Source organism: Streptomyces nymphaeiformis (genome assembly GCF_014203895.1).
Lineage (GTDB): Bacteria > Actinomycetota > Actinomycetes > Streptomycetales > Streptomycetaceae > Streptomyces > Streptomyces nymphaeiformis.
This window is the reverse complement of record NZ_JACHJY010000004.1, coordinates 234,589-259,937: the sequence shown is the minus strand read 5'-3', so window position 1 is coordinate 259,937 and position 25,349 is coordinate 234,589. Positions and strand designations below refer to the sequence as shown.

The window sequence follows — 25,349 nt, the reverse complement described above, 5'->3', positions numbered from 1 at the left end:
TGCGATCTCCGTGGACGAGTGCTGCTCTGGTCAAAGCGGCTCGTCGTGAAGGTCCTCTTCGCGCAGCAGGTCGTCCTCGCGGCGCGAGGTCTCCTTCTGGCCCTGCTTCTGTCCCCGTTCGCGGGACTGCTTGCCCGGCTGGGGGTGCGCGGGGTCTCCCGGTCGCTGGTGACCTTGTGCCTCGCGGCCCTTGCCCGGCTCCTGATGCTTGTCCTGCTTACCGCCCATGACGGCGACTCCTCCTGATGCGTGGGTACGGACTCCCTCGGATCACGCTCACACGGACAGCGACCGTCTGCATCAGGTCGACCGCGAAGCGAGGCACACGGGTGACGCCCGTCCCGATGTGGCGGCGTCGGAGGCGGCCATCCCTTCAATGCCGAGGACGGGCGCGATCCCCGTCCTCCCGCCTGCTGTCAGGAGCCCGTCTCATGGAGCGCATGCTGCGCAAGGAACGCACGCTGCGCAAGGAAGAGGTCAGCCACCATTCGATGCACCTACGTCGTCCGCGGGCCCTCCGCGGCGAAGGCGGTTGCCCGGAAGGTGTCGCGGACGGCGGCGAGGGGTTCGCGGGCGGTTGAAGCGGAGCTTGTCGGTGAGGAGGACGGCCCACCGGTCTTGGGTGGGGCTGATCCACGTGCCGTGCCAGTGAGGCCGTAGTGGATCAGAATGTCCTGGGGCGGGGTCGGTGCCGGAGGCCAGAAGAGGCCGTGGGCGGTGCCCCCGAGGTGGGTGCCGGCGGCCGACAGGCGGCGCGTGGCCACGGTCGAGGTCCTCGCGTTTGCCGAAGCCATGGGCATCCGCTGGCTGCTGATGGTCCTGCTGGGGGCTTCGCCTCCATGCCAGAGGAACTGGCCGAACTCCGCCGTGCAGACGTCGACCCCGACACCGGTCCGGTTCCGGAGGGGCTGACCCCGAGCTCAACACGGGCCGTCGGGTGGTCGGTGACCCCGAGTCCCGTGCAGGGACCCTGAGAGATCTGGACAACACAAAGGCCCCGGGTCTCCGACCTGGGGCTTTGCCTTGGAGCGGATGACGGGAATCGAACCCGCGCTATAAGCTTGGGAATCACCGAAGCCGGCACCGATCAGAAGGTTTCTGACCTGCGAAAACGCCCCTTCTCGCGGCTCCTTTCGGTGATCCGGCGATACCCGTGTTGACCGCTGTTCACCGTTCCGAAGGGCACGGACGGGGCACGATGCCACGGGGCCTCGGCTGCAGAGCCGAGGTGCTCTCATGGACGCGCCCGGCCGCGGCGTCGAGTCCCGGGCGGCGGCGGTGGAGCCCGTGAACGTCAATGCCGGGCGGCTCAGACGGGCCATGGCGCGGTAGGGGGTGCCGGCCACAGGACATCGGGGGCGCAGTCGAGTCGTCTACGCGGACACCAGCACCGATGGGCTGCACAACGCCAGGCCGACCCACGACCGGGAACAGCCGGTGTGCCACGCTGGAAGGGCTTGGCGGGGTCGCGCCCTCGAAGCCGATGCTCGCCCCGCCGGGGCACCGGCAGCGGCACCGAGTCAGCGCAGAAGGCCCCGATGCAGAACACGGACACAGACGCCGAGGTTGTGGTCGCGCTGATCATCGTCGGCTCGACGCTCGGCGGTGGGCTGTGACTCCTCTCCACCGGCGTACTGGTGCTCATCTCCGCCGTTCTCCACCTCGGCGTGAACTCCGTGGCACCCCGCCGCTTCGCCCACTGAGCAATTTCAGCGTTGACGCTCCAGGGTGAGGACGGCTGCGGCAATGGCTGTCATGCGGTTGGGGCTGCAGCGGGCTTTGCGGAAGATGCGCCAGGACTTCAGCCTTGCGACGCTGCGTTCGACCGGTGCTCGTGCCGCTGACAGGGCCCGGTTGATCGTCTGCTGGGTCGTGGTGAGGTCCCGGTTCGGGAGCCGTCTGATCGGTGTGGTCACCCAGGGGCCGGCGCCGATGTAGGCGCGGTCGGCGAGGACTGGGACGCCCTGGCGTTCGCAGATCCGGATGATGCGGTGGGTGCGGGCCGCGGTCAGGTCGTGGGTGCGGCCGGGCAGCGCGGGTGAGATCCACAGCAGCCTGCCGGTGGGGTCGGCGATGACCTGCACGTTCACGCCGTGACGGCGGTGCTTCTGGGAGAAGTCGGCCCGGCTGTCGCCGACCCGGTCGCACTCGGCGAGCGTCCCGTCGAGCAGAACGTAATCCGGATCGGCCTCGCGCAGGACCCGCAGGAGGCCCGGCGCCCGGCCGGACAGATGCTGGACGACGGCCTGGACGTAAGCGTGGGCGGTGCCGACGGATATGCCGAAACCGGCGGCGATCTGCGCGAGCGTGTCGTGCCGGCGAAGGTAGACCAGGCCGACGAGGGCGCGCTGGTGGGGCGGCAGCTTGCAGCGTCGGTCACCCTCACGGGTGACGATGAGCATGGATACCCACTCGACCAGAGCATGAGGCAGGTCGAGTGCGGCAGGATAGGGAACCAACAGGGCTCCTGTGCCGATGGGTTGAGACTTCGAACACCTCCCTCAACGGCACGGGAGCCCTGTGCGTTGCGGTCCTCATCCTGACTCGGTCTGGGTCACTCGATCAGTGGCCACTCTGAAAGAGCTCACTGATCCGCCCACCGATCCTGGCCGCCGTTCCCTCCCCGCGGCCCGGCTTGCGCGCCGTAGGGCGCCGTGGGCCCCGGAGCGCTGGTCCGTACGGGTGACGCCGGGCAGATTGAATCGTCACAATTCTTTACCGACGCACGACACCGGCGGCACGGCGCGTGATCAACAACCGGTGCTCCATGCCAATCTGCTCGGGCACGTAGTGGCTTGGAGCCGGAGGTACACCGCCCATGGCGGCGAACAACAACCCCACCGTCACAGGACGACGACTGGGGGCGGAGCTGCGCCGGCTCCGTGAGGACCGCGGTATGACCGGCACGCAGGTCGCGGCGGAACTGCTGATCTCCCAGGCCAAGGTCAGTCACATGGAGACGGGTCGCCGTGCGGTCAGCCCCCGCGACGTACGCGATCTCTGCGTGCTCTACGGCGTCACCGACCAGCATCTCGTCGACCACCTGACAGCACTGGCCAGGGAGTCGAGCCGTCAGGGCTGGTGGCACTCCTACGGTGACATCCCCCATAGCGTCTATCTCGACCTGGAGGCGGTCGCCGCCTCCATCCGAGCCTACGAGGCCATGGTGGTCCCCGGCCTGCTGCAGACCCCCGCCTACGCCGCCGCGGTCATTGAGGAAACGATCCCCCTCGTCACGGTCGACCAGGCCGCCGCGCGACTGAAGGTGCGACTCCGCCGTCAGTACCGGATCTATGACCTCGCCCGCCGGTTGCATCTGTGGGTCGTCCTGGACGAATCGGCCCTGCGGCGTGTCGTCGGCAGCCGGGAGATCATGCGCGAGCAACTGGAGCACCTGCACGCGCTCAGCACCGAGCCGCACATCACCGTCGAGGTACTCCCTCACGGCACGGGCGCTCACCCAGGGCTGACGGGACAGTTCTCCATCCTGGAGTTCCCCGACACCCGTGAGGCGGTGGTGTATCTGGAGAGGTTCACCAGCGGCCTCTGCCTGGAGAAGGCGTCCGACGTACAGCAGTACAGCGTGACGCACGCCCGGCTGCGGGCGCTGGCCCTCGCCCCGGAGCAGAGCCGGCACTTCATCACCGACGCCATCAAGCTCTACGCGTCCTGAACCCCGAGGGCGACGCGCCGGGCTGCGACGATGCCCCGGAACCGCTGCTCCTCCACACGCGGCCGGCACCGGGAAGAACCCGCCGCTGCTGCCGCGCCTCCTTGCGCTTTTCGCCCCCGGGCGCGCCACGCCCATGCCGCAGCGGTCCTGATTCGACCCAGTCGGCGTACATCAGTGTTCACATCGGGGTCGGTTTCAGGACAGGTGTGCGGTGCCGCTTCGTGTGAACCGATCGAATTTCACTCATCCGGCGATGTTCCGAATCGTCGGCGGCCCGGAATTACATATTTTCATCACGCGCCGCGGCGTTGAATCTTTTTATATTCACCACCCCTCCTCGGTTTCGCCCGGTACGGGTGCGCAAATTTTCATGCGTAATATGCGGCCACAGCTAGAAGGCACCCCGGGTGATCCGTAGGCCCGGCGTGTGCCATGGCCCCCCCACAGAAAATGGCCTCTTGATGAAGCTGCACATCCCTCGAACGACTCAGCGCCGCATTCTGTCCGGCGGGCTGGCCTCGGCCCTCGCCACAGCAGTTGCCGCCGCCATGGTCGCCGTCACGTCGACGCAGGCACTTGCCATCGCGACGCCCGTACCTCTGGGCACGACCGCCAGCTACTCCGTCCTGGCAGGGCAGGGAGTCACCAACACCGGCAACTCGGTGCTCGATCACGACCTCGGGACGCACCCGAACCCGGCCATCACCGGCTTCCCGCCCGGCCTGGTACTCGGCGCTGTGCACCCCGCGGACGCCGCGGCCGCCCAGGCCAAGAGCGATCTGATCGTGGCGTACAACAACGCGGCCGGCCAACTCACGGGCCAGGCGCCGGACTTCCCGCTCGCCGCAGGAATCGGCGGGGGTCAGGAGCTGCTTCCCGGCGTCCACAGGGCCACATCCGGTGTCGGCCTCACCGGTGACCTGATCCTGAACGCCGGAGGAAACCCCAACGCGGTCTGGGTGTTCCAGATCCCCGAAGCCCTGACGACGGCATCCAACAGCAGGATCCTCCTCACCAACGGTGCTTCGCCGTGCAATGTCTACTGGCAGATCGGGAGTTCGGCGACCCTCGGCACCACCTCCACCTTCGTGGGCACCATCATGGCCCTGACCTCGATCTTCGTGAACCAGGGGGCGAGCGTCGAGGGCCGGGCACTGGCCCGCAACGGTGAGGTGACGCTCAACAACAACAGGATCTTCCTCGGCGGGTGCGCCACCGGCGGTACGACGACCGGCGCGACGGCGGGGACGACGACCGGTACGACGACCGGTACGACGACCGGCGCGACGGCGGGGACGACGACCGGAGGGACCACCGGGGCGACGACGGGTACGACTCTGGGTCTGATCGGCGGCACCCTCATCGGCGGGCCCAGCGTCAACCTGGTGGGCGGCGGCACCTCGGGGAACATCGCGGGCAACACCTCCGGGAACACCGTGGGCAACACCGCCGGGAACACCACTGGCGGTAACACGTCGGGCAACAGCGCTGGGAACACGACCGGCGGCTCCATCACCGGCGGGAACGTCGCCGGCGGGAACGGCGGCCAGCCGGACCACGGTGGGCCGGACCACGGTGGGCCGGACCACGGAGGCAAGCCCGAGCACGGTGGGCCGGAGCAGGGGCACGACGAGGGGCCCGGCAAGCCGGAGCACGGTGACCACGGTGACCACGGCGACCACGGTGACCACGGCGACCACGGCGACCACGGTGACTACGGCGACCACGGTGAGCAGGCCGACGGGAACTACGGCTACGCCGACAAGCCCGCGGTCCACGAGGGCTGAGCAGCAGGCCGCATCAAGACCGTTCATCGGATGACGGCGCGCGGCGGAATCCTCAGCGGTTCCGTCGTGCGCCGCCGGTGAGAGACGCAGAGACTCAGGCGCGAGCAGCGCATACGCGAAGGACAGGGTGGGCGGTGTCGAGCGGAATCGAAACAGCGGCCGTGCAGGAACTCCAGCAGTGCGGTTCCGATCCGGCCCCCCTGCCACCAGAACACGACAGAGCGACCCCGCCGGACAGACGGCCCATGAGGGTCCGGGCGCTGAGAGCGGGGCTGCGCACGGCCGTGGCCCTGTGTCTGGTGACCACGCTGGTCCATGTCGTCATGGTGTTCCTTCACGTGGCCCCCCCCAACCCCGTATCGAAGCGGTACAGCCCACAGGTCAACGGATGGGTGTACCCCCTTTTCGAGCAGAATTGGCGACTTTTCGCACCGGACCCCGATTCCTTCAACCGGAAGGTCCTGGCAAGAACTGCACAAACGGCCTCCGACGGATCGGTACGAGTGAGCCCCTGGTTCGACCTGGCCGCCGTGGACAATGCCGCAGTCGACCACAACGCATTTCCGAGCCACACGGCTCAGAACCTTTTGCGCCGCGCCTGGAGCTCCTATGTCGAGACGCACGGAGGAAGCGACACGGCACGCTCGGAACGGGCGGTGATGATGCAGAAGTACCTGCGCAATATCGCCGCGGACCGCTTCGCCGCCCGCCACGGTGGTGACACGTTCGACTTCGTTCAGCTTCGGGTCGTCACGACGCCCATCGCCGCTCCCGGCACAGCCGCCGGTAACCGCCCGCCGGTACCCACCGAGAACCGGCTCCTGCCCTGGTGGAAGGTGACCCCCCATGGGAATTGAGCAGCCCTCCCGGCCCTCCTCTGCGGCAGCCGCACCACAACGCCCCCAGAGTCCGGGGACTTCGCTGGTCGGTGTCGCCCGTCAGTGGCTCCTCGGCCGGGTCAGCGCTCTGTGGGCCCTCCTCACCGGCCGCCCGGTGTCCTTGTACGCCGCCTCGGTGCTGCGCATCGGCTACGGGCTGCTCTACCTGGTCTTCCTGCTCCGCGAGTTCCCGCACCGTGGAGAGATCTGGGGACCCGAGTCCCCTTGGACGCCTGCGCTGGCGGCGCAGCTCTTCGAGCAGACGGGCTGGAACAGCGTCCTGGTCCTGTCCGACAGCCCTGCCTATTTCGAGTTCTGCTACGCGATGGCCGTCGTCACGTCCGTACTGTTCATCCTGGGCTGGCGGACCCGCGTCATGTCCGTCCTCTTCGCCGTCGTGGTGATCTCGTTCCACGCGAGGTCGATCTTCATGACGGACGGGGGCGACAACCTGGTCCTGCTGATGGCCATGTACCTCGTCCTGACCGCGTGCGGTCGACGCTGGTCCCTGGACGCACGTCGCGACCGGCTCAAGTCGGCTCGTGCGGGCGACGTGCCGGAGCCGGTGCGGGGCTTGTACGCGCAGGAACTCCGCCACGCCCGCGTCACCTTGACCACCGTGGTGCACAACTGCGGCGTCTTCGTCATCGCCGCACAGGTCTGCTTCCTCTACGGATCGGCAGGCCTGTACAAGGTCCAGGGTTCCACTTGGGGCGGCGGCACCGCTCTGCACTACGCGCTGAACCTCGAACTGTTCCAGCCCTGGCCCGCGCTCTCCCACCTCGTGGACGATTTCCCGATGGTGATCGCGATCACCGGCTACGTCACGGTGCTCGTCCAGGTCGCCTTCCCGTTCGTACTCTTCGGCCGGCTCAAGTATCCCGTTCTTGCCGTGCTGCTCGGGATGCACATCGGCATCGCCGTACTGATGGGGCTGCCGCTCTTCTCCGGCGCGATGATCATCGCGGACGCCGTGTTCCTGCCCGACCGCTTCTACGCCTTCCTGCCCCGACTGTGGCGCCGTGCGGCACGGCGCACCGGAATGCGGCAGGCGGCACCCGGCCGGGCCACAGGATCGGGATCCGTACCCGCCCAGGGAAGACCGGAGCTACCCGCCCCGCAGGACCAGGCCGTTCCGAGTGGAGGGTAAAAGCGGTTCAGTCCACGCGATGGGCCCTGTGGCGGACCTCCCGGAGGCTGACCTCGGACGGGAGACGGTCCAGGCCTGCCGAGTCCCGTGCGCGTGCGAGCGTCTCCCGGCCGAGCCGCCCCAGGGTCTGCCGCGGTTGCGCGTCAGGCTCCAGCCAGAGGCGCACCCGCGCGACGCTATGGCGCCGCGTCGGTGGTGCGGGAGTAGGCCCCAAGAGGTCTAGACAACGGCGAAGCCCCAGGTCTCTGACCTGGGGCTTCGTTCAAGAGCGGATGACGGGAATCGAACCCGCGCCATAAGCTTGGGAATCACCGCTGCTTTGGCCGTTCATATGGCCTCTGACCTGCGGACAAGTCTCTTCACGGGTCCTGCCGGGAGGCTCTGCTCGTACCCGTGGTGACCGCTGTTCACCGCCCTGGAGGGCACGGATGGGGCACGTGCCGGCTCCCGCCCGGCGGTCCGGTGCGGCTGGACGGGTGTAGTTCGGTACCCGACTCCGGCGCCGTTCGCCGGGAGCGCCGCTCGGCCGGATTACATGGGCCTGCGCCTCGGCGCGGGGCGTGCCGGTGATCTTCACGGTCCCGGACCCGACGACTGGAAGAGCACCATGGCAGAGCGCCACCCTCGCAACCGCACCGGCCGCACCCCGCTACGTCGCGGGCTCGCCGCCGCCGTGCTCGCGGTCGGCATGCTGACGGCTTCGACGGCACCCGGATACGGCACCGGCGCGGCCACGCCGGTGCCCGGCCCCCAGTTCACGCCGTTGACGGCGGCGGTGATGACCGAACCGGCGCCGTTCGACGCCACGGACGGCAAGACGCACCTCTCGTACGAACTGCTCACCACGAACGCGCTGCCCAGCAGCGCACGGGTGCGGCTGGACCGTGTCGAGGTCCGGGACGCCCGCACGCACCGGGTGGTGGGCTCGCTGAGCGGGCAGGCGCTGGCCGATGCCGCCAACCCGGTGGGCGACCCCCTGCCGGGTGCGGACGGGTACACGCCGGCGCCCCCGGGGCCGACGCCGACCGTCATCCCGGGCTCCCAGGAGTGGGTCGTCTGGCTCGACCTGGTCCTCGACCGCGGTCAGCGGGTGCCCAAGGTCCTCGAGCACCACCTCTCGGGTGCCGTCCTCACCGCCTCCGGTGCCTCCCCGTTCGAGGAGACGGTCCAGATCACCCCGACCGACCGCACCGCGCCGCTGAACCTGAACGCGCCGGTCCGCCCCGGCACCTGGTACTCCAGCGAGTCGTGCTGCGGCAACACCCACCACCGGCGCGGCCTCGGTCCGATCAACGGCCGCTTCTACGTGCCGCAGCGCTTCGCGATCGACTGGTACCGGGTCGGCGAGCAGGGGCAGACCTGGGAGGGCGACCCCGCGCGGCTCACCAGCTACCTGAGCTACCGGCAGCCCGTCGTGGCGGCGGCCGGCGGCAGGGTGGTGGAGGTCCAGGACGGGATCCCGGACAACACGCCGCCCGTCACCCCGCCGGTCCCGCCGATCGACGAGACCGTCGGCAACCACGTCACCGTGGAGGTCGCGCCGGGCCGCTACCTGCTCTACGCCCACCTGAAGCCCGGCTCGCTCAGGGTCCGGGAGGGCGACCACGTCGAACCCGGCCGGGTCCTGGGCCTGATCGGCAACAGCGGGAACTCGACCACGCCGCACCTGCACTTCCAGGTGATGACCACGCCCGAGTTCTTCCCGACCGACAGCCCGCCGTTCACCTTCCGGAAGTTCCGCGTCGTCGGCCACGTCGAACCCCGGATCTGGGACGACAACCTGGGCCTCCAGCCGACCGGAGTCCTGCCGATCACACCCTCGCCGTACGACGGCCCCCACCGCGCCCGGTACCCGCTCGACCGCGAGGTGCTGGAGTTCTGACCGCTCCCGGCCGACCTCGGCGCGTGACGCCCGGAGAGTCCTGGACGACGACGAAGGCCCTGGTCTCCGACCAGGGCCTTCGTTCACGAGCGGATGACGGGAATCGAACCCGCGCTATAAGCTTGGGAAGCTCATGTTCTACCATTAAACTACATCCGCACAGCGGACGGATGATCCGTTCCGCATCGTTGCACACTGTACCCCATGCGCCACTTGAGGCGAAGCTCCCGCCGTGGCGTGTGCTGGGGGCGCCCCCTTCATCCCCTAATGTGGCTGATCGTCCACCAGACGTGTAGGGGAAGGGACTTGATGGCTTCGATGGAGCGCACCGTCGTCCGTTGTGCCGAAGGGCATGTGTTCAGTACCGCCTCGTTCCCGCTTCAGCAGCTCGGTGCCGGGCGGATCGGGCCCGGGCGGCTCATCCGGTGTCCACGGTGTGCGCGGTTGCGGCATGCGGTGCCGGTGGAGGCAGGGCGGCGCTGAGCCGTGAGGTGCCGGGCGCGGGTGCCTGCCGATCGGGGCAGGTCCGCGCCCTCTGCGTATCGTGCGTATCGTGGGGGGGTGCTTCTCTCAGACAAGGACATCCGGGCCGAGATCGATGCCGGACGGGTGCGCATCGACCCGTACGACGAATCCATGGTGCAGCCCTCGAGCATCGACGTGAGGCTTGACCGCTTCTTCCGGGTGTTCGAGAACCACCGCTACCCGCACATCGACCCCGCCGTCGAGCAGCTCGACCTGACGCGTGAGGTCGAGCCGGAGGGCGACGAGGCGTTCATCCTGCACCCGGGCGAGTTCGTCCTGGCCTCGACGTACGAGGTCATCACCCTGCCGGACGACATCGCCTCGCGGCTGGAGGGGAAGAGCTCCCTCGGGCGGCTCGGGCTGGTCACGCACTCGACCGCCGGGTTCATCGACCCCGGTTTCTCGGGGCACGTGACCCTGGAGCTGTCGAACCTCGCCACCCTGCCGATCAAGCTCTGGCCGGGGATGAAGATCGGCCAGCTGTGCATGTTCCGGCTGAGCTCGCCCGCCGAGTTCCCGTACGGGAGCGAGCGGTACGGCTCGCGGTACCAGGGCCAGCGGGGACCGACGGCCTCCCGCTCCTACATGAACTTCCATCGGACCCAGGTGTGAGGCGGTCGCAGGCATGAGTGAGGTACGCGAGAACCTGACGTACGAGGGCTTCGGCACCGCCGTCCGCGAGCTGGCGCAGACCATCGCCGACGACGGCTACGAGCCCGACATCGTGCTCTCCATCGCCCGCGGCGGCGTCTTCGTCGCCGGCGGTCTGGCGTACGCGCTGGACTGCAAGAACATCCACCTCGTGAACGTCGAGTTCTACACCGGGGTGGGCACCACCCTGGAGATGCCGGTCATGCTGGCGCCCGTCCCGGACGCGATCGACTTCTCCGACAAGAAGGTCCTGATCACGGACGACGTCGCCGACACCGGCAAGACGCTCAAGCTCGTCCACGACTTCTGCGTCGACCACGTCGCCGAGGTCCGCTCCGCGGTCATCTACGAGAAGTCCCACTCCCTCGTGAAGTGCGAGTACGTGTGGAAGAAGACCGACGAGTGGATCAACTTCCCCTGGTCGGTCGAGCCGCCCGTCGTGAAGCGCGAGGGCCAGGTTCTCGACGCCTGAGCCACCCCGTGAGCACGAGAAAGGCCCCCGCCGGGTTCGGCGGGGGCCTTTCTCATGCGTCAAGTGCGTCAGTGCGTCAGTACGGCGTTCACAGCGTGCCCAGCTTGATCAGGCTCAGCAGGGCCACCAGCTGGATCGCCGAGGCGCCCAGGGCCTTCGGCCAGGGGAGGTCGTGGGAGCGGCTCACCATGACGGTGAGGAGCGCGCCTGCCGCCAGCCAGGTCGCCCAGCCGAGGATCTGGACCAGGCCGTTCTCGCCGCCCAGGAAGAGCGCGAAGACCAGGCGCGGCGCGTCCGTGATCGACATGATCAGCATCGAGAGGCCGACGGTGGGCTGCCAGGCCCCGTCGCCGCCGAGCTGGCGCGCCAGGGTGTGCGTGACCGCGCCCAGGATCAGGCCGCCGAGCACGAAGCCGAGGGCGGTCATCAGGACGTACGGGATCGTCGTCGAGATCGTCGCGTTGAGCGCCTCTTCGCGGGCCTGGTCGAAGCCGAAGATCGCGAGGAGTCCGTAGAGGAACGTGACGATCAGCGCCGGGCCCCAGACCGCGTGGTCCCGCATCTGCAGGAACGTGTCCGCCGGGCGGAACACGATGCCGCTCAGGAGCTGCTTCCAGGGCAGCCGGGGGCCCGTGGGGACGGGGGGTGCCTGGTAGCCGCCGGCCTGGGCGTACGGGTCGTCGACGCTGAACATCTGGGTGTGGCCCGGGTTGTTCGCCGCCGCGTGCTGCTGCTGGTGCTGGTGCGGGTCGCCGAAGTACTCCGGCTCTCCGTACGTCGGCTGCTGCCGCCCCTGCGGGGGCTGCTGCCACTGCTGCTGCGGGTACGGCGGCGGGGCCGCGTTGTACCCGTACGGCGCCTGCTGCGGTTGTTGTTGCGGGGGGCGGTTGTCCCGGCCGCGTCCGTTCCTGAATCCAGCCACGCCTTGAACGTACCCGGTTCCGCCGTGTGGTCGCTCCCCAGGCCGGACCTTGCCACTGAGCTGTGACATCCCCTAGGGGTTCCCCATGCGTACGAGAGGGGCCGCCCCGCGCTTCCTCAAGCGCGGGGCGGCCCCTCTCGTCGTGTCCGGGATCAGACCGCCGGCTCCGGCTCCTCGGTCGCCGGCTGCTCCTCCGGCTCGACCGGGGTCTTCACCGAGTCGAGGAGGAGCTGGGCGACGTCGACGACCGTGACCGACTCCTTGGCCTTGCCCTCGTTCTTCTTGCCGTTCACGGAGTCCGTGAGCATGACGAGGCAGAACGGGCAGGCCGTCGAGACGATGTCCGGGTTGAGGGACAGGGCCTCGTCGACGCGCTCGTTGTTGATGCGCTTGCCGATCCGCTCCTCCATCCACATCCGCGCGCCGCCGGCGCCGCAGCAGAAGCCGCGCTCCTTGTGGCGGTGCATCTCCTGCTGGCGCAGGCCCGGGACGGCGGACATGATCTCGCGCGGCGGCGTGTAGACCTTGTTGTGACGGCCCAGGTAGCACGGGTCGTGGTACGTGATGAGGCCCTCGACCGGGGTCACCGGGATCAGCTTGCCCTCGTCGATGAGGTGCTGGAGCAGCTGGGTGTGGTGGATGACCTCGTACTCGCCGCCGAGCTGCGGGTACTCGTTGGCGATGGTGTTGAAGCAGTGCGGGCAGGTCGAGACGATCTTCTTCGCCGACTTCGGCTTCTTCGTCGACTCGTCCTCGTCGTCCTCGCCGAACGCCATGTTCAGCATCGCGACGTTCTCGGCGCCCAGCTGCTGGAACAGCGGCTCGTTGCCCAGACGGCGCGGGGAGTCACCGGTGCACTTCTCCTCGCCGCCCATGATCGCGAACTTGACGCCCGCGATGTGGAGGAGTTCGGCGAAGGCCTTGGTGGTCTTCTTGGCGCGGTCTTCCAGCGCACCCGCGCAGCCGACCCAGTAGAGGTAGTCGACCTCGGTGAGGTCCTCGACGTCCTTGCCGACGATCGGGACCTCGAAGTCGACCTCCTTGGTCCACTCGACGCGCTGCTTCTTCGCCAGGCCCCAGGGGTTGCCCTTCTTCTCCAGGTTCTTGAGCATCGTGCCCGCCTCGGACGGGAACGCGGACTCGATCATCACCTGGTAGCGGCGCATGTCGACGATGTGGTCGATGTGCTCGATGTCGACCGGGCACTGCTCGACGCAGGCGCCGCAGGTGGTGCAGGACCACAGGACGTCGGGGTCGATGACGCCGTTCTCCTCGGCGGTGCCGATGAGGGGGCGCTCGGCCTCGGCCAGGGCGGAGGCGGGGACGTCCTTCAGCTGCTCCTCGGACGCCTTCTCGTTGCCCTCCATGTCCTTGCCGCCGCCCGCGAGCAGGTACGGCGCCTTGGCGTGGGCGTGGTCCCGGAGGGACATGATCAGGAGCTTGGGGGAGAGCGGCTTGCCCGTGTTCCAGGCGGGGCACTGCGACTGGCAGCGGCCGCACTCGGTGCAGGTGGAGAAGTCGAGGATGCCCTTCCAGGAGAACTGCTCGACCTGGGAGACGCCGAAGACGGCGTCCTCGGCCGGGTCCTCCCAGTCGATCTCCTTGCCGGCCGTCGTCATCGGCTGGAGCGCGCCCAGGGCGGTGGAGCCGTCGGCGTTGCGCTTGAACCAGATGTTCGGGAAGCCGAGGAAGCGGTGCCAGGCGACGCCCATGTTGGTGTTGAGCGAGACCGTGATCATCCAGGTGAAGGACGTGACGATCTTGAGGCAGGCGAAGAAGTAGGTGAGGTACTGGATCGTGCTCAGGTCCAGGCCGTCGAGCAGCGCGATCAGCGGGTACGAGGCGAAGAAGCCCGGCTCCCAGCTGGTCACGTGGTGCTGGACGCCCTCCAGGGCGCGGAGCGTCATGATGCAGACGCCGACGATCAGGATGACGGCCTCGACGAAGTACGCCTGGCCGGTCTTGGAGCCGGCGAAGCGGGACTTGCGGCCGGCCTTGGTCGGCTTGCTGAGCTGGCGGATGACGATGAGCGTCACGATGCCGAGGACCGTCATGAGCCCGAGGAACTCGGTGAAGATCTCGTACGGCAGCCAGTCGCCGATGATCGGGATCAGCCAGTCGGCCTGGAAGAGCTGGCCGAAGGCGTTCACGATGGTGAGGAGCAGCGAGAAGAAGCCCACCGCGACGAACCAGTGCGCGAAGCCGACGATGCCCCAGCGGTTCATGCGCGTGTGGCCGAGGAATTCCTTGACCAGCGTGATGGTGCGCTGCTTGGGGTCACCGGTGCGTGTGCCGGCGGGGACCGGCTGACCGAGCCGCACGAAGCGGTAGATCTGCACGGTGGCGCGGCCGAACAGCGCGACGGCCACCACCGTGATGGCGATCGACACGATGATCGCGGCGAGTTGCATGACGGGCTCCTCGGGCGGGCCTACTAAGCGGTAACTTATTGAGTTCCTGCTGAGATTACCCGGTCACGGCGCCGCGCTGTAGCGGCGCTCGCGGTGATATGTGTCGCTCAGGCAAACCTTGCCGCGCGACGCCTGCGTACAGCTGGAAGCGTACGCGCCAGGATCAGCAGATCCATCCCCAGCCAGTGGTGGTCCACATAGTGGAGATCGAGCAGCTCGCGCTCCTCCCACGGAAGGTCCGAGCGGCCGCTGATCTGCCACGGTCCGGTCAGTCCCGGGCGCACGGAGAGCCGGCGGCGGCCCTCGCCCGCGCACTCGCGGTGGGTCGGGGTCAGCGGGCACGGGCCGACGAGCGACATCCGGCCCGCCACGACGTGCAGCAGCAGCGGCAGCGCGGCCAGCGGGCTCTTCGTGCGGAAGGTCAGCATCGTGAAGGGCCGCCCGCCGAGGCCCGCCACCGTCCGGCGGCGCAGCACGGCGCCACCGCCGCCGAGGGTGACGGAGAGGGCGGTGCCGGCGATCAGGGGTGCGAGGGCGAGCAGCAGGAGCGTCCCGCCCGCCACGTCGAACGCGCGCTTCGCCGTCAGCGCGCGCTCTGCCGTCATCACGCGCTTCGCCGTCGACACGCGCTGCGCCGTCATGCGGTCACACCCTCCGGCGGGAATCCTGGCATATGTCCGGACCCTTTCATGTGAACCCGGGCAAACCGGGGAACGACGCGGGGTGACGCGCCCGTTGAGCGTCCTGTCGAGTGAAGAGTTGAGTCGACTCGACTCAGGTCTGTTGACGAAGGCGACCTCCTCGTGCATCCTTGAGTCAGTTCCACTCAAGTCAGTCAGCTGGAGGAATCGAAATGGCACGTGCGGTCGGCATCGACCTGGGCACGACTAACTCCGTCGTCAGCGTTCTGGAAGGCGGCGAGCCCACCGTCATCACCAACGCCGAGGGCGCCAGGACCACGCCGTCCGTCGTCGCCTTCGCGAAGAACGGCGAGGTGCTCGTCGGCGAGGTGGCCAAGCGTCAGGCCGTCACCAACGTCGACAGGACCATCCGGTCGGTCAAGCGCCACATGGGCACCGACTGGAAGATCGACATCGACGGCAAGAGCTTCAACCCGCAGCAGATGAGCGCCTTCATCCTGCAGAAGCTCAAGCGCGACGCCGAGGCGTACCTGGGCGAGAAGGTCGTCGACGCGGTCATCACCGTCCCGGCGTACTTCAACGACTCCGAGCGTCAGGCCACCAAGGAGGCCGGTGAGATCGCGGGCCTCAACGTCCTGCGCATCGTCAACGAGCCGACCGCGGCCGCCCTGGCCTACGGCCTCGACAAGGACGACCAGACGATCCTCGTCTTCGACCTCGGTGGCGGCACCTTCGACGTGTCCCTCCTGGAGATCGGCGACGGCGTCGTCGAGGTGAAGGCCACCAACGGTGACAACCACCTCGGTGGTGACGACTGGGACCAGCGCGTCGTCGACTACCTGGTGACGCAGTTCCAGAACGGCCACGGTGTGGACCTGGCCAAGGACAAGATGGCTCTCCAGCGTCTCCGCGAGGCCGCGGAGAAGGCGAAGATCGAGCTCTCGTCCTCGACCGAGACCACGATCAACCTGCCCTACATCACGGCCTCCGCCGAGGGCCCGCTGCACCTGGACGAGAAGCTCACGCGCGCCCAGTTCCAGCAGCTCACCTCGGACCTGCTCGAGCGCTGCAAGGTGCCGTTCCACAACGTCATCAAGGACGCGGGCATCGCCCTGGGCGAGATCGACCACGTCGTCCTCGTCGGTGGCTCGACCCGTATGCCGGCCGTCGCCGAGCTCGTCAAGGAGCTGACCGGTGGCCGCGAGGCCAACAAGGGCGTCAACCCGGACGAGGTCGTCGCCATCGGCGCCGCGCTCCAGGCCGGTGTCCTCAAGGGTGAGGTCAAGGACGTCCTGCTCCTCGACGTGACCCCGCTGTCCCTCGGCATCGAGACCAAGGGCGGCATCATGACCAAGCTCATCGAGCGCAACACCACGATCCCGACCAAGCGGTCCGAGATCTTCACGACGGCCGAGGACAACCAGCCGTCCGTGCAGATCCAGGTCTACCAGGGCGAGCGCGAGATCGCGGCGTACAACAAGAAGCTCGGCATGTTCGAGCTGACCGGCCTCCCGCCGGCCCCGCGTGGCGTCCCGCAGATCGAGGTCGCCTTCGACATCGACGCCAACGGCATCATGCACGTGACCGCGAAGGACCTGGGCACGGGCAAGGAGCAGAAGATGACCGTCACCGGCGGCTCCTCGCTGCCGAAGGACGAGGTCAACCGGATGCGCGAGGAGGCCGAGCAGTACGCGGAGGAGGACCACCGCCGCCGCGAGGCCGCCGAGTCCCGCAACCAGGGCGAGCAGCTCGTCTACCAGACGGAGAAGTTCCTCGCGGAGAACGCGGACAAGGTCCCGGGTGAGGTCAAGACCGAGGTCGAGACCGCGATCGCCGAGCTGAAGGAGAAGCTCAAGGGCGAGGACACCGCGGAGATCCGCACCGCCACGGAGAAGGTCGCGGCCGTCTCCCAGAAGCTCGGCCAGGCGATGTACGCCGACGCCCAGGCCGCCCAGGCCGCCGGCGGCGATGCCGGTCAGGCCCAGGCGCAGGACGACGACGTCGTCGACGCCGAGATCGTCGACGAGGACAAGCCGAAGGGCGGCCAGGCGTGACCGAGGAGACCCCGGACTTCGAGGAGAAGTCCGACGTCCCCTCCGGCGCCACCGCTGACGACGCCGCCGAGGCCGTCGAGACCTCCGAGGGGGAATCGACGGCCCCGGCCGGGGACGCTACGGACGTAGCCCTCCTGGCGCAGCTGGACCAGGCCCGTACGGCGCTCACCGAGCGCACCGGCGACCTCCAGCGGCTCCAGGCCGAGTACCAGAACTACCGCCGCCGCGTGGAGCGGGACCGGATCACGGTCAAGGAGATCGCCGTCGCGAGCCTCCTGTCCGAGCTCCTTCCCGTGCTCGACGACGTCGGCCGGGCCCGGGACCACGGCGAGCTCGTGGGCGGGTTCAAGTCGGTGGCCGAATCGCTGGAGACCGTCGTCGCCAAGATGGGTCTGCAGCAGTTCGGCAAGGAGGGCGAGCCCTTCGACCCGACGATCCACGAGGCCCTGATGCACTCGTACGCGCCGGACGTCACCGAGACGACCTGCGTGGCGATCCTGCAGCCGGGGTACCGGATCGGCGAGCGGACCATCCGGCCCGCCCGCGTGGCCGTCGCCGAGCCCCAGCCGGGGGCGCAGGCGAAGGCGGAGGAGTCGGGAGACCCCGACGACTCCGAGAAGGACAGCGAGTAACAGCCGTACCCGGAAGCGGGAGGAGGGACGTCGATGAGTACGAAGGACTTCGTCGAGAAGGACTACTACAAGGTTCTCGGCGTCCCCAAGGACGCCACCGAGGCCGAGATCAAGAAGGCGTACCGGAAGCTCGCCCGCGAGAACCATCCGGACGCCAACAAGAATGACGCGAGCGCCGAGGCGCGCTTCAAGGAGATCTCCGAGGCGAACGACGTCCTCGGCGACCCCAAGAAGCGCAAGGAGTACGACGACGCCCGCGCCCTGTTCGGGAACGGCGGTTTCAGAGCCGGCGGGCCGGGCGCCGGCGGTTCGTTCAACTTCGACCTGGGCGACCTCTTCGGAGGCGCCCAGGGCGGGGCGGGCGGCGGCGGCTTCGGCGGCGGTGGCATCGGGGACGTCTTCGGCGGCCTGTTCAACCGCGGCGGGGGTGCCACCCGCACCCAGCCGCGGCGCGGCCAGGACATCGAGTCCGAGGTGACGCTCAGCTTCACCGAGGCCATCGAGGGCGCGACCGTGCCCCTGCGGATGTCCAGCCAGCAGCCGTGCACGGCGTGCTCGGGCACCGGCGACAAGAACGGCACGCCCCGGGTGTGCCCGACCTGCGTCGGCACCGGTCAGGTCTCGCGCGGCAGCGGCGGCGGCTTCTCGCTCACCGACCCCTGCGTGGACTGCAAGGGCCGCGGCCTCATCGCCGAGCACCCCTGCGAGGTCTGCAAGGGCAGCGGGCGGGCCAAGTCCTCCCGCACCATGCAGGTCCGCATCCCGGCGGGCGTGAGCGACAACCAGAAGATCCGGCTGCGCGGCAAGGGCGCGCCGGGCGAGCGCGGCGGGCCGAACGGCGACCTGTACGTCGTCGTGCACGTCGACGCCCACCCGGTCTTCGGCCGCAAGGACGACAACCTCACCGTCACGGTGCCGGTCTCCTTCTCGGAGGCGGCGCTCGGCGGCGAGATCAAGGTCCCGACCCTCGGCGGCCCCGCGGTCACCCTCAAGCTGCCCGCGGGCACCCCGAACGGCCGGACCATGCGCGCCCGGGGCAAGGGCGCGGTCCGCAAGGACGGCACGCGCGGCGACCTCCTCGTGACGGTCGAGGTTGCGGTGCCGAAGGAACTGGACGACAAGGCACGCGAGGCCCTGGAGACCTTCCGCGAGGCGACCGCCTCGGAGGACCCGCGGGCCGAGCTGTTCCAGGCCGCGAAGGGAGCGTGACCCGTGGAAGGACGCAGACGCAATCCATTCGAACTGACCGACGAGTCGCCGGTGTACGTCATCTCGGTGGCGGCCCAGCTCTCCGGTCTGCATCCGCAGACCCTGCGCCAGTACGACCGCCTCGGGCTCGTCTCTCCGGACCGCACGGCCGGACGGGGCCGCCGCTACTCGGCCCGTGACATCGAGCTGCTCCGTCAGGTGCAGGCGCTGTCGCAGGACGAGGGCATCAACCTGGCCGGAATCAAGCGGATCATCGAACTGGAGAACCAGGTCGCGGCGCTCCAGGCCCGGGTGGCCGAGCTGTCGGCGGCGGTCGAGGGCGCGGCGGCGACGATGCGCCAGCGCGAGGCCCAGGTGCACGCCTCGTACCGCCGGGACCTGGTGCCGTACACCGACGTGCAGCAGGCGAGCGCCCTCGTGGTGTGGCGCCCGAAGCGCGGCGAGTAGTCCTTCCTCCCCTGTCACGCCAGAGGCTCCTTCACCACCGGTGAAGGGGCCTCTGCCGTTCAGCTGTCCCGTTCGAGGATGCCGGACTGGGCGATCAGATAGCCGAGCTGCGCGCGGCTCCCGCTGCCGAGGGCGGCGGCGAGCTTGGCGATGTGCGCCCGGCAGGTCCGCACGTTCATCCCGAGCCGGCGGGCGATGGCCTCGTCGACGTGCCCCTCGACGAGGAGCTTGGCGATGGAGCGCTGGACGCCGCCGATGCCGTCCACGGACGGGCTGTACGGGATCTCGTCCTCCCAGGGCACGCCGTGGAGCCAGAACTGGTCGAAGACGCCGACGAGGTACTGGACGAGGCCTTCGTGGCGGAGTTCGAGGGCGACCTGGCGGTCGCTGCGCGCCGGCACGAAAGCGACCTTGCGGTCGACGATGATCAGTCGGTCGATGATCTCTTCGAGGGTGCGCAGTTCGAGCCCGTAGGGGGCGACCCGCTCGACGTAGGCGAGGGTGGCGGGGTGGTGCCGGGCCGTGTGCTGGTAGAGCGTGCGCATCCGGACGCCTCGGTCGAGCAGCGGCTCCATGCGGCGCAAGGCGGCTTCGAGCGTCTCGGGGCGCCGCCCGCTGCCGGGCTGGATGGTGAGGAGTTCTTCGGTGCACTCGTTGATGACGCGGTCCAGCGCGGCATTGATGGCGCTGAGGCCTTCGAGGACCGTGATCGCCTGGGCGCCGGACGGGTCCTGTGTGTGGATGGCCATGAACGGCTCGAAAGCATCGGCCAGGGCGATGGCGTGCTGCCTGCGGACCTGTATCTCCTGCTCGATGGGGTGGACGAGCTGGTTGAGGGCGATCGACGGCGGCACCGGGTGCAGCCACTGGCTGTCGTCCGGGTCTGGGTGCAGGAGGGCCAGTTCCCTCAGACAGGGGGCGGCGTCGGCGTCGGCGCGGGCTATTCGACCGGTGCGAAGCGCACTCGCGTAGAGCTCCTTACCCACGTCGCATAGTTCACCGTGACTGTGCTTATGACCGGATTGATCGCATTCTCGCCTCATTTGCACCCCCCTCAGGGTCATGAATTACAGGAACATGATGCCCGGGTTGGCTGGTGAAAGGGGGCGTGTGTGAGCCATCGTCTTACTCGCGGGGGGGAGGTAGTGATCAAAAGAGGTGGAGATCGGCCATGACCAGGATGGTTCGTGCACTCAGCGCCATAGCCGTTGCGGCGGCTGCTCTCGGCGTAGTCGCCGCGAACGGTGAACCCTCATGGGAGACACCCCCGCCGCACAGCGTGGCGGGACCGGGTGAACCCTCGTGGGAGGGCACTCCTGCGGACGTCGTACTCGCGAATCCGTACGAGCCCTCCTGGGAGATCGCTCCCAAGGGCACGGGCGCGTGAGCGTCCCACCGGACGACCCCAGGTTCCGCCGGGAGATGGCTTCGGCCTACCGCTCCGGCTGGCACTTCGTCGATCTCGCCACGGCAATCCCCCACCGTGGCGACTCGCTGAAGGTCACCCTCTTCGGAGAGCCGATCGTCGTCGCCCGCGAACAGGACGAAGACGTCCGTGCGTACCGCTGTCTGCGCCGTCCCCGAGGCGCTCCGCAGCCCATCCGCTGTGCCATCCGGTACGGCATGATCTTCGTCAACCTCGATCAGCGCGACCACCAGCTGATCGAAGCAGAGGCCATCACCGCCACCCCCCGCAGTGCCTGAGCGATTCCCCCGTCGTTGTAGATCGCTCCGGCACTTCCCCCACACAGCGGCGCCATCGCGGACCTGAAACGCGATGGCGCCGCTGTGCTTTTCGTTTCTCCCGTGCGGGTCAGGCGCGGCCCATCGCCCGGGTGAGGGCGATCTCGATGACGACCCGGTCCGGGTTCGGCGACGGCGTGCGGCCGTAGCGCTCGGCGTAGCGGTCGACGGCGTCCGCGACCGTCTCGGCCTCCGTGCGGATGTGGGCGACGCCCTCCAGGGTGGCCCAGCGCCCCTTGTCGACCTGGCAGACCGCGACCCGCGCGCCGTCCGCGCCCGCCGCCAGGACGTTGGCGACCTTCCGGCTGTTCTTGTTGGTGATCACGCGCGCGTACCCGCCCTCGGGGTCGTACGTGACGCCGACCGCGACGACGTGCGGCGTGCCGTCCGGGCGCGGGGTGGTCAGGGTGCACATGTGGTACTCGCGCCAGAAGCTCAGGTACGAGTCGGAGGGGTTCCTGGGGTCTGTGGCCATGCCCGGAAACTACCCGGGGTCGAGCTCCCTCCGAAACGTTGAGCCGCTTCGACTCAACTTTGTGTACCCTGGAGAAGTCATAGAAGGAGAGGACCCACGAGAACCCAGGAGGAGCACCGCACGTGGACGCCGAACTGACCAACCGGAGCCGGGACGCGATCAATGCGGCGAGCAGCCGCGCCGTGTCCGACGGACACGCGGACCTGACCCCCGCCCATCTGCTGCTCGCGCTGCTGACCGGTCAGGACAACGAGAACATCACCGACCTGCTCGCCGCCGCCGGCGCCGACCAGGCGGTCGTGCGCGCCGGCGCGGAGCGCCTCCTCGCCGGTCTGGCGAGCATCACGGGGTCCACGGTCGCGCCCCCGCAGCCCAACCGCGACTTCCTCGCCGTCCTCGCCGACGCCGACAAGCGCGCCAAGGAGCTCGGCGACGACTTCCTCTCGACCGAGCACCTGCTCATCGGCATCGCGGCCAAGGGCGGCCGGGCCGGTGAGATCCTCGACGACCAGGGCGCGAGCGCGAAGAAGCTGCTCGACGCCTTCGAGACGAGCAGGGGAGGACGCCGGGTGACCACACCCGACCCGGAGGGGCAGTACAAGGCGCTGGAGAAGTTCGGCACGGACTTCACCGCCGCCGCGCGCGAGGGCAAGCTGGACCCGGTCATCGGCCGCGACCACGAGATCCGCCGCGTCGTCCAGGTGCTCTCCCGCCGCACCAAGAACAACCCGGTCCTCATCGGCGAGCCCGGTGTCGGCAAGACCGCCGTCGTCGAGGGCCTCGCCCAGCGGATCGTGAAGGGCGACGTCCCCGAGTCCCTGAAGAACAAGCGGCTCGTCTCGCTCGACCTCGGCGCGATGGTCGCCGGCGCGAAGTACCGCGGCGAGTTCGAGGAGCGCCTGAAGACCGTCCTCTCCGAGATCAAGGAGAGCGACGGCCAGATCATCACCTTCATCGACGAGCTGCACACGGTCGTCGGCGCGGGCGCCGGCGGCGACTCCGCCATGGACGCGGGCAACATGCTCAAGCCGATGCTGGCCCGCGGCGAGCTCCGCATGGTCGGCGCGACCACCCTCGACGAGTACCGCGAGCGGATCGAGAAGGACCCCGCCCTGGAGCGCCGCTTCCAGCAGGTCCTGGTCGCCGAGCCGACCGTCGAGGACACCATCGCGATCCTCCGCGGCCTCAAGGGCCGGTACGAGGCCCACCACAAGGTGCAGATCAACGACTCCGCCCTGGTGGCCGCCGCGACGCTCTCCGACCGGTACATCACCTCCCGCTTCCTCCCCGACAAGGCCATCGACCTCGTCGACGAGGCCGCCTCCCGGCTCCGCATGGAGATCGACTCCTCGCCCGTCGAGATCGACGAGCTCCAGCGCTCCGTGGACCGGCTCCGCATGGAGGAGCTGGCCCTCAAGAACGAGACGGACGCGGCGAGCAAGCAGCGCCTGGAGAAGCTGCGGCGCGACCTCGCCGACCGCGAGGAGGAGCTCCGCGGCCTCACCGCCCGCTGGGAGAAGGAGAAGCAGTCCCTCAACCGGGTCGGCGAGCTGAAGGAACGCCTCGACGAGACCCGTGGCCGCGCCGAGCGCGCCCAGCGCGACGGCGACTTCGACACCGCCTCCAAGCTGCTGTACGGGGAGATCCCGGGCCTGGAGCGCGAGCTGGAGGCCGCCACCGAGGCGGAGGCCCAGCAGGAGGCCGCGAAGGACGCCATGGTCAAGGACGAGGTCGGTCCCGACGACATCGCGGACGTCGTCGGCTCCTGGACCGGCATCCCCGCCGGCCGCCTCCTGGAGGGCGAGACGCAGAAGCTGCTCCGCATGGAGGAGGAGCTCGGCAAGCGGCTGATCGGCCAGTCCGAGGCCGTGCAGGCCGTCTCCGACGCGGTGCGCCGCACCCGCGCCGGGATCGCCGACCCCGACCGGCCCACCGGCTCCTTCCTCTTCCTCGGCCCGACCGGCGTCGGCAAGACCGAGCTGGCGAAGGCGCTCGCGGACTTCCTCTTCGACGACGAGCGGGCCATGATCCGCATCGACATGTCGGAGTACGGCGAGAAGCACTCCGTCGCCCGCCTGGTCGGCGCGCCCCCCGGCTACGTCGGCTACGAGGAGGGCGGCCAGCTCACGGAGGCGGTCCGCCGCCGCCCGTACAGCGTGGTCCTGCTCGACGAGGTGGAGAAGGCGCACCCGGAGGTCTTCGACGTCCTGCTCCAGGTCCTGGACGACGGACGCCTGACCGACGGACAGGGCCGGACGGTGGACTTCCGCAACACCATCCTGATCCTCACCTCCAACCTGGGCAGCCAGTTCCTGGTCGAGCCTCTGACCTCGGAGGACGTGAAGAAGCAGCAGGTCCTGGAGGTCGTGCGGGCGAGCTTCAAGCCCGAGTTCCTCAACCGGCTCGACGACCTGGTCGTCTTCTCGGCGCTCGACCGGACCGAGCTGGGCCGGATCGCGCAGCTCCAGATCGGCCGCCTCGCGCGGCGCCTCGCCGAGCGGCGCCTCACCCTGGACGTCACCCCGGAGGCCCTGGAGTGGCTCGCCGAGGAGGGCAACGACCCCGCGTACGGCGCACGGCCGCTGCGCCGCCTGATCCAGACGGCGATCGGCGACCGGCTCGCCAAGGAGATCCTGGCGGGCGAGGTCGTCGACGGCGACACGGTCCGCGTGGACCGCTTCGAGGACGGGCTGATCGTGGGCGCGGCTACACGTTGAAGGAGCTGAGGTGGACGAGGGCGGTGCCGCCGTCCTCGTACACCACCTTCACGTTCACGTAGAGCGCCTGGTCGTAGTCCGCGTCCAGGCACAGGTCCCCGTCGCAGGACACCGGCCGCCTGCCGGTCGGGTAGGTGGTTCTCAGCCAGTCGGCGACGCCGGCGCGCGGCATCCGGAAGTCCACCGTGACGTACGAGTCCTGCCAGTGCGCCTCGGTGCACCGGGCGTCCTCGGCGCCCGCCGGAAGCCTGCCGTGGGCGAACGTCATCGCCTCGGCGCAGTCCACCGGCTGCGGCTTCCCGGCCTCGCTGAACGAGTAGGCGCCCCAGACCAGCACCGCGACGGGCAGGCCGCAGAGCGCCACGAGCCCCACGGCGAGCCAGATCCACCACCGGGATTTCTTCTTCGTGTCCCCCATGGGCCAGAGATCATGTCAGCTGGCAGCGGATCTTGCCGCTTCCGGCCCGGCGGGGTTGCCACGTACCGCCCGGCATGGGGGAGGATGGCGAGCATCCGTACGAAGGGAAATACACGGTGAGCATCGACCCGTCCTCGATTCCGAATTTCGGGGGCCAGCCCCAGCCTCAGGCCGCAGGACCGGCGGGCCCCGTCGTCCCCGACCAGGACCTCGTCAAGCAGCTCCTCGAGCAGATGGAACTCAAGTACGTCGTCGACGACGAGGGTGACCTCGCGGCGCCGTGGGAGGAGTTCCGCACGTACTTCATGTTCCGCGGCGAGGGCGAGCAGCAGGTCTTCTCGGTGCGGACGTTCTACGACCGCCCGCACTCGGCCGACGACCGCGCGAAGGTTCTCGACGCGATCGACGACTGGAACCGCCGCACCCTGTGGCCCAAGGTGTACACGCACCTGCACGAGGAGGAGGACGGCTCCGCCACCCTCCGCCTCATCGGCGAGGCGCAGATGCTGATCGGCACCGGCGTCGCCCTGGAGCACTTCGTGTCCTCCACGGTCAGCTGGGTCCGCGCCTCCATCGAGTTCGACAAGTGGATCGTCGAGCAGTTCGGCCTGGAGGCCCCCGAGGAGAAGGCCTCCGGCGACGACGACGAGGCCTGAGCCCCT

22 protein-coding genes, 1 tRNA gene and 1 pseudogene are annotated in these 25,349 nt (G+C 69.1%); 14 read left to right on the top strand and 10 right to left on the bottom strand.

Features of this window, described 5'->3' with window-relative positions; translation table 11 throughout:
• Positions 1 to 30: 30 nt before the first annotated feature.
• The 3 genes and pseudogenes from GGE06_RS15235 to GGE06_RS15225 form a co-directional block, all read right to left on the bottom strand.
• On the bottom strand, positions 31 to 228 hold the full coding sequence (locus GGE06_RS15235) for a hypothetical protein (protein WP_116160160.1): 198 nt from the start codon (positions 226 to 228) through the stop codon (positions 31 to 33).
• Between the two features lie 269 nt (positions 229 to 497).
• Positions 498 to 710: pseudogene (locus GGE06_RS42565) on the bottom strand (serine hydrolase domain-containing protein); the annotation flags it as partial.
• Between the two features lie 999 nt (positions 711 to 1,709).
• Positions 1,710 to 2,459, bottom strand: coding sequence for a transposase family protein (locus GGE06_RS15225; RefSeq protein ID WP_184931062.1), 750 nt, complete (start codon positions 2,457 to 2,459; stop codon positions 1,710 to 1,712).
• A 359-nt stretch (positions 2,460 to 2,818) separates the two neighbouring features.
• Here GGE06_RS15225 and GGE06_RS15220 point away from each other — a divergent pair, with 359 nt between their 5' ends.
• The 5 genes from GGE06_RS15220 to GGE06_RS15200 all read left to right on the top strand — a co-directional run bounded on the left by GGE06_RS15220 (position 2,819) and on the right by GGE06_RS15200 (position 9,370).
• Complete coding sequence (locus GGE06_RS15220) at positions 2,819 to 3,673, top strand: helix-turn-helix domain-containing protein (RefSeq protein ID WP_184931061.1); 855 nt, start codon at positions 2,819 to 2,821, stop codon at positions 3,671 to 3,673.
• Between the two features lie 461 nt (positions 3,674 to 4,134).
• The gene (locus GGE06_RS15215) at positions 4,135 to 5,460 is read left to right on the top strand and encodes an ice-binding family protein (RefSeq protein WP_116160169.1); all 1,326 of its coding nucleotides are present in this window, start codon (positions 4,135 to 4,137) and stop codon (positions 5,458 to 5,460) included.
• Between the two features lie 245 nt (positions 5,461 to 5,705).
• A complete protein-coding gene (locus GGE06_RS15210) occupies positions 5,706 to 6,317 on the top strand; it encodes a DUF5819 family protein (protein ID WP_116160170.1) in 612 nt (203 codons plus the stop codon).
• Positions 6,307 to 7,488: an HTTM domain-containing protein gene (locus GGE06_RS15205; RefSeq protein WP_116160171.1), complete on the top strand. Its 1,182-nt coding sequence runs from the start codon at positions 6,307 to 6,309 to the stop codon at positions 7,486 to 7,488. Before GGE06_RS15210 ends, GGE06_RS15205 begins: the two co-directional genes overlap by 11 nt.
• Before the next feature lie 607 nt (positions 7,489 to 8,095).
• The gene (locus GGE06_RS15200) at positions 8,096 to 9,370 is read left to right on the top strand and encodes a M23 family metallopeptidase (RefSeq protein WP_184931060.1); all 1,275 of its coding nucleotides are present in this window, start codon (positions 8,096 to 8,098) and stop codon (positions 9,368 to 9,370) included.
• A gap of 88 nt (positions 9,371 to 9,458) precedes the next feature.
• On the opposite strand, the gene GGE06_RS15195 is transcribed toward GGE06_RS15200, so the two are convergent.
• A tRNA-Gly gene (locus GGE06_RS15195) sits at positions 9,459 to 9,529 on the bottom strand.
• A gap of 402 nt (positions 9,530 to 9,931) precedes the next feature.
• Between GGE06_RS15195 and dcd the strand changes: the two genes are divergently transcribed.
• Together dcd and GGE06_RS15185 are read left to right on the top strand one after the other, a co-directional pair.
• On the top strand, positions 9,932 to 10,507 hold the full coding sequence (gene dcd / locus GGE06_RS15190) for a dCTP deaminase (RefSeq protein ID WP_030690788.1): 576 nt from the start codon (positions 9,932 to 9,934) through the stop codon (positions 10,505 to 10,507).
• A 13-nt stretch (positions 10,508 to 10,520) separates the two neighbouring features.
• Positions 10,521 to 11,018: a phosphoribosyltransferase gene (locus tag GGE06_RS15185; RefSeq protein WP_024755952.1), complete on the top strand. Its 498-nt coding sequence runs from the start codon at positions 10,521 to 10,523 to the stop codon at positions 11,016 to 11,018.
• An 88-nt stretch (positions 11,019 to 11,106) separates the two neighbouring features.
• Here the strand turns inward: GGE06_RS15185 and GGE06_RS15180 are convergent, their stop codons facing one another.
• The 3 genes from GGE06_RS15180 to GGE06_RS15170 all read right to left on the bottom strand — a co-directional run bounded on the left by GGE06_RS15180 (position 11,107) and on the right by GGE06_RS15170 (position 14,992).
• A complete protein-coding gene (locus GGE06_RS15180; RefSeq protein ID WP_116160173.1) occupies positions 11,107 to 11,940 on the bottom strand; it encodes a Yip1 family protein in 834 nt (277 codons plus the stop codon).
• Positions 11,941 to 12,092: 152 nt separating this feature from the next.
• Positions 12,093 to 14,351, bottom strand: a complete 2,259-nt coding sequence (locus GGE06_RS15175; protein WP_116160174.1) for a (Fe-S)-binding protein — start codon at positions 14,349 to 14,351, stop codon at positions 12,093 to 12,095.
• A 107-nt stretch (positions 14,352 to 14,458) separates the two neighbouring features.
• Positions 14,459 to 14,992 carry a sugar transferase gene (locus GGE06_RS15170; protein ID WP_246532574.1) on the bottom strand — a complete coding sequence of 178 codons (534 nt, stop codon included), beginning with the start codon at positions 14,990 to 14,992 and terminating at the stop codon, positions 14,459 to 14,461.
• A 212-nt stretch (positions 14,993 to 15,204) separates the two neighbouring features.
• Here GGE06_RS15170 and dnaK point away from each other — a divergent pair, with 212 nt between their 5' ends.
• Genes dnaK through GGE06_RS15150 form a run of 4 tightly spaced genes read left to right on the top strand, consistent with a single transcriptional unit; the run spans position 15,205 to position 19,334 of the window.
• The gene (gene dnaK / locus GGE06_RS15165) at positions 15,205 to 17,046 is read left to right on the top strand and encodes a molecular chaperone DnaK (RefSeq protein WP_116160175.1); all 1,842 of its coding nucleotides are present in this window, start codon (positions 15,205 to 15,207) and stop codon (positions 17,044 to 17,046) included.
• Positions 17,043 to 17,678, top strand: a complete 636-nt coding sequence (grpE, locus tag GGE06_RS15160) for a nucleotide exchange factor GrpE (RefSeq protein ID WP_116160176.1) — start codon at positions 17,043 to 17,045, stop codon at positions 17,676 to 17,678. The genes dnaK and grpE overlap by 4 nt, the downstream gene beginning before the upstream one ends.
• Before the next feature lie 33 nt (positions 17,679 to 17,711).
• On the top strand, positions 17,712 to 18,887 hold the full coding sequence (dnaJ, locus tag GGE06_RS15155; protein ID WP_116160177.1) for a molecular chaperone DnaJ: 1,176 nt from the start codon (positions 17,712 to 17,714) through the stop codon (positions 18,885 to 18,887).
• A gap of 3 nt (positions 18,888 to 18,890) precedes the next feature.
• Complete coding sequence (locus GGE06_RS15150; protein WP_116160178.1) at positions 18,891 to 19,334, top strand: heat shock protein transcriptional repressor HspR; 444 nt, start codon at positions 18,891 to 18,893, stop codon at positions 19,332 to 19,334.
• 59 nt (positions 19,335 to 19,393) lie between these two features.
• Here GGE06_RS15150 and GGE06_RS15145 read toward each other — a convergent pair whose 3' ends face one another.
• A complete protein-coding gene (locus GGE06_RS15145) occupies positions 19,394 to 20,398 on the bottom strand; it encodes a helix-turn-helix transcriptional regulator (RefSeq protein WP_181924590.1) in 1,005 nt (334 codons plus the stop codon).
• A gap of 319 nt (positions 20,399 to 20,717) precedes the next feature.
• On the opposite strand from GGE06_RS15145, the gene GGE06_RS15140 reads away from it, so the two are divergent.
• Positions 20,718 to 21,038, top strand: coding sequence for a Rieske (2Fe-2S) protein (locus GGE06_RS15140; protein ID WP_116160179.1), 321 nt, complete (start codon positions 20,718 to 20,720; stop codon positions 21,036 to 21,038).
• Between the two features lie 109 nt (positions 21,039 to 21,147).
• On the opposite strand, the gene GGE06_RS15135 is transcribed toward GGE06_RS15140, so the two are convergent.
• Positions 21,148 to 21,552, bottom strand: coding sequence for a pyridoxamine 5'-phosphate oxidase family protein (locus GGE06_RS15135; protein ID WP_116160180.1), 405 nt, complete (start codon positions 21,550 to 21,552; stop codon positions 21,148 to 21,150).
• A gap of 122 nt (positions 21,553 to 21,674) precedes the next feature.
• On the opposite strand from GGE06_RS15135, the gene clpB reads away from it, so the two are divergent.
• On the top strand, positions 21,675 to 24,269 hold the full coding sequence (clpB, locus tag GGE06_RS15130; protein ID WP_184931059.1) for an ATP-dependent chaperone ClpB: 2,595 nt from the start codon (positions 21,675 to 21,677) through the stop codon (positions 24,267 to 24,269).
• Here clpB and GGE06_RS15125 read toward each other — a convergent pair.
• Positions 24,259 to 24,687 (bottom strand): hypothetical protein, encoded by a 429-nt coding sequence (locus GGE06_RS15125; protein ID WP_116160182.1) that lies wholly within the window; start codon positions 24,685 to 24,687, stop codon positions 24,259 to 24,261. The genes clpB and GGE06_RS15125 overlap by 11 nt on opposite strands.
• Positions 24,688 to 24,803: 116 nt before the next feature.
• Here GGE06_RS15125 and GGE06_RS15120 point away from each other — a divergent pair, with 116 nt between their 5' ends.
• Entirely contained in the window at positions 24,804 to 25,343 is a 540-nt protein-coding gene (locus GGE06_RS15120) for a type III secretion system chaperone family protein (RefSeq protein ID WP_181924591.1), read from the top strand.
• The last annotated feature ends 6 nt before the right edge of the window (positions 25,344 to 25,349 follow it).